The organism is Frankia sp. CoWAU3 (assembly GCF_977971855.1).
Genome location: NZ_CDWWXB010000022.1, coordinates 12,804 through 15,693 on the forward strand (window position 1 = coordinate 12,804; position 2,890 = coordinate 15,693).

Annotated in this window: 4 protein-coding genes; 3 read left to right on the forward strand and 1 reads right to left on the reverse strand. The window is 68.5% G+C overall.

The window, feature by feature from the left end; genetic code table 11:
* Positions 1-328 precede the first annotated feature (328 nt).
* Positions 329-892 carry an elongation factor P gene (gene efp / locus AC08ON_RS04140; protein WP_011437591.1) on the forward strand — a complete coding sequence of 188 codons (564 nt, stop codon included), beginning with the start codon at positions 329-331 and terminating at the stop codon, positions 890-892.
* A gap of 53 nt (positions 893-945) precedes the next feature.
* Positions 946-1,353, forward strand: a complete 408-nt coding sequence (gene nusB / locus AC08ON_RS04145; RefSeq protein ID WP_476606499.1) for a transcription antitermination factor NusB — start codon at positions 946-948, stop codon at positions 1,351-1,353.
* A gap of 179 nt (positions 1,354-1,532) precedes the next feature.
* Here nusB and bldD read toward each other — a convergent pair whose 3' ends face one another.
* Positions 1,533-2,030: a transcriptional regulator BldD gene (gene bldD / locus AC08ON_RS04150; protein ID WP_476606498.1), complete on the reverse strand. Its 498-nt coding sequence runs from the start codon at positions 2,028-2,030 to the stop codon at positions 1,533-1,535.
* 427 nt (positions 2,031-2,457) lie between these two features.
* On the opposite strand from bldD, the gene pyrR reads away from it, so the two are divergent.
* Positions 2,458-2,890, forward strand: a 433-nt coding sequence (gene pyrR / locus AC08ON_RS04155) for a bifunctional pyr operon transcriptional regulator/uracil phosphoribosyltransferase PyrR (RefSeq protein WP_476616488.1), incomplete at its 3' end; no start/stop codon positions are given.

The window sequence follows — 2,890 nt, forward strand, 5'->3', positions numbered from 1 at the left end:
GACAAGAAGGCGCGGGGACGGCGGATGCGTTTCGTCGGCCTCGAGGCGCAGGGCTGCACCGTCATCCTGGACAATCCGGACGCTGGCCTGCTGATCGCGGCGTTCACCACTGTCGCCGAGGGTCGGTAGACTCGTCGCGGCGGTTTGTAGGATCGCCGCCACGTCCGCGCCCGGTGCGTTCGCCCGGTGGCGGGGTCCGGAAGCGGCCTGAAGATGGAAGCGGCCTGGGGATGGCCTGGGGAGAGAGCACCGCGGTCCTCGCACGAGGGTCCGGGGAACGACCACACCCGCCGTCGGCCTACGGCGATGGAAACGGAGAACGCGCGCAGTGGCGACCACCAACGACCTGAAGAACGGCATGACGCTCGACATCGACGGGGTGTTGTGGAACGTCGTCGGCTTCCAGCACGTCAAGCCGGGTAAGGGTGGGGCGTTCGTTCGCACGACCCTGAAGAACGTGCTCACCGGGAAGGTCGTCGACCGCACCTTCAATGCCGGGGTCAAGGTTGACGTCGCGACCGTCGACCGCCGCGAGATGACCTACCTCTACCGGGACGGTGCCGATTTCGTCTTCATGGACAGCGAGTCCTACGATCAGATCCCGATCCCGCCGGATGTCGTCGGTGGGACGGCCGACTACATGCTGGAAAACACCGTGGCCACCGTCGCGCTACACGACGGCGCCCCGCTCTATGTCGAACTGCCGGCCAGCGTCGAGCTGACCATTTCGCAGACCGACCCGGGGGTGCAGGGCGATCGCTCGACCGGCGGGACGAAGCCGGCCACCCTGGAGACGGGCGCCACCATCAACGTGCCGCTGTTCATCACCAGTGGGGAAAAGGTCAAGGTCGACACGCGTGACGGCCGGTACCTGGGCCGGGTGACGAGCTGAGCGCCAGGTCCAAGGCCCGTAAACGGGCGCTGGACATCCTCTACGAAGCGGACGTGCGCGCGAGCGCCGTGCCGGAGATCCTCGCCGCCCGGCTGGCCCAGTCCGATCCACCGGTGTCGGAATACGCCGTCGAGCTGGTCGAGGGGGTCGTCGAGCGCCGCGGGGAGATCGACGAGCGGATCGCCCGGTACGCCGAGGGTTGGACGTTGGAGCGGATGCCGCCGGTCGACCGCAACATTCTGCGGATTGCCGTGCTGGAACTGCTCTGGCGTCCCGACGTCCCGGATCGGGTCGCCATAGACGAAGCCGTGGAACTGGCGAAGAACCTCTCCACCCACCGGTCGCCGGCGTTTGTCAACGGGCTGCTCGCGAGTCTGGTCGAGGGAAAGGGCCCGGCCACCCCGGCCGAGTCGACCGGACGGGGATCGGTGGTGGATTCAATTCCCGGCCAGCCGTCGTAACGGCGGTCCACCGGGGTTGCCCGGTTGCCGGGAGGGAACCGGGATCGGCGTTCCCGGTACGTCGCCCAGGCGACGTACCGGGTCCTTCCCCGGATACGTGTGCCGCGGGTGGCGCGGATGCGAGCCAGCGGACTGTGGTATCGGTATCGCGGTACCGGTACCGCGATACCGGAGCGAGGCTAGACGTCGGTCGCCGCGGCGTCCGCGCCCTGCTCCGGAGACAGCACGCCCCAGGAGACGAGCTGCTCGGTGAGCTTGCTCGGCGAGGTGTCGTAGATCACCGCGAGCGAGCGCAGGTCCTCGTACCGGATCGAGAGCACCCGGCCGTTGTAGTCGCCGCGCTGGCTCTGAATGGTCGCCGCGTACCGGGCGAGCGGACCACCCTGCTCCTTGGGAACCTGGGAGAGACGCTCAAGGTCGAGAACGATCCGAGGAGACTGCTCCAGCGGAGCGACGGTGGAACCCTCGGGAAGAAGCTCCCCCACCGGAACGCCGTAGAATTCCGCGAGCTCGGAGAGGCGTTGCACGGTGACGGCGCGGTCCCCACGTTCGTAGGAACCCACGACGACGGCTTTCCACCGACCGTGCGACTTCTCCTCGACGCCATGAAGCGAGAGCCCCTGCTGGGTGCGTATCGCGCGCAGCCGAGTACCGAGCGCCTTCGCATAGTCGGACATCGGAGTGCCCACTCCTGTCGTGGTCGATCAGTTGGAACCGGGGCTCGTGCCGCCGGCGGTTACCGATAGTAGTGCCCGCCGGGTTGACGCTCGACACCCGGGGGGTCGTGTCGCCTCTTTCTTTGTACCACTTTCTGTAGCCCTCTGGTTGCGCCCTACGCCTGAGCGGTGGGAACTTCCGGATGCCGCCACCGCTGTGGCGACGGCATCGAACCCAGTGACAAGTAGTGACAACATGATGCTGCGTGGTTGGCGCGGCAATAACGTCCCACGCTGTCCGGACCGGTGGGCGACCCGTCGTCGCGCCGGGCGCCAGGGGCGTCGGCGTCCGGCGGCGAGATCCTCACACGTCCCGAGGGCCCTGGTAACGTCGCTGGGACCACTCCTTTAAGGACCGTCCCGTGAGGCGGGGAAGGAGGGATGCCGCGTGGCCCCGGCTGCCGCGAGCGACCCCGCATCGCGCCGTCCCGGCACCGCCCGGGCAGTACTGTCCGCAGACGACATCACCCGGATCGTCAGCCGGATGGCGCATCAGATTCTCGAGAAGACCTCCGGTGGCGCCGGGGTCGTCCTGCTCGGAGTACCCACCCGAGGGGTACCCCTTGCGCACCGGCTGGCACAGCGGGTGCAGGCCGTCGAGGGGGTGCGTCTCCCGGTTGGCTCCCTTGACCCGACCATGTACCGCGACGATCTGCGACTGCGCGGCGTGCGTCCCCTCGAGGTGACCGACATTCCCGAGGGTGGTGTCGACGGCCGCGTGGTGATCCTCGTCGACGACGTCCTCTACTCCGGGCGCACGGTGCGGGCGGCGCTGGACGCCTTGGCCGCCTACGGCCGGCCGCGTGCCGTCCAGCTCGCGG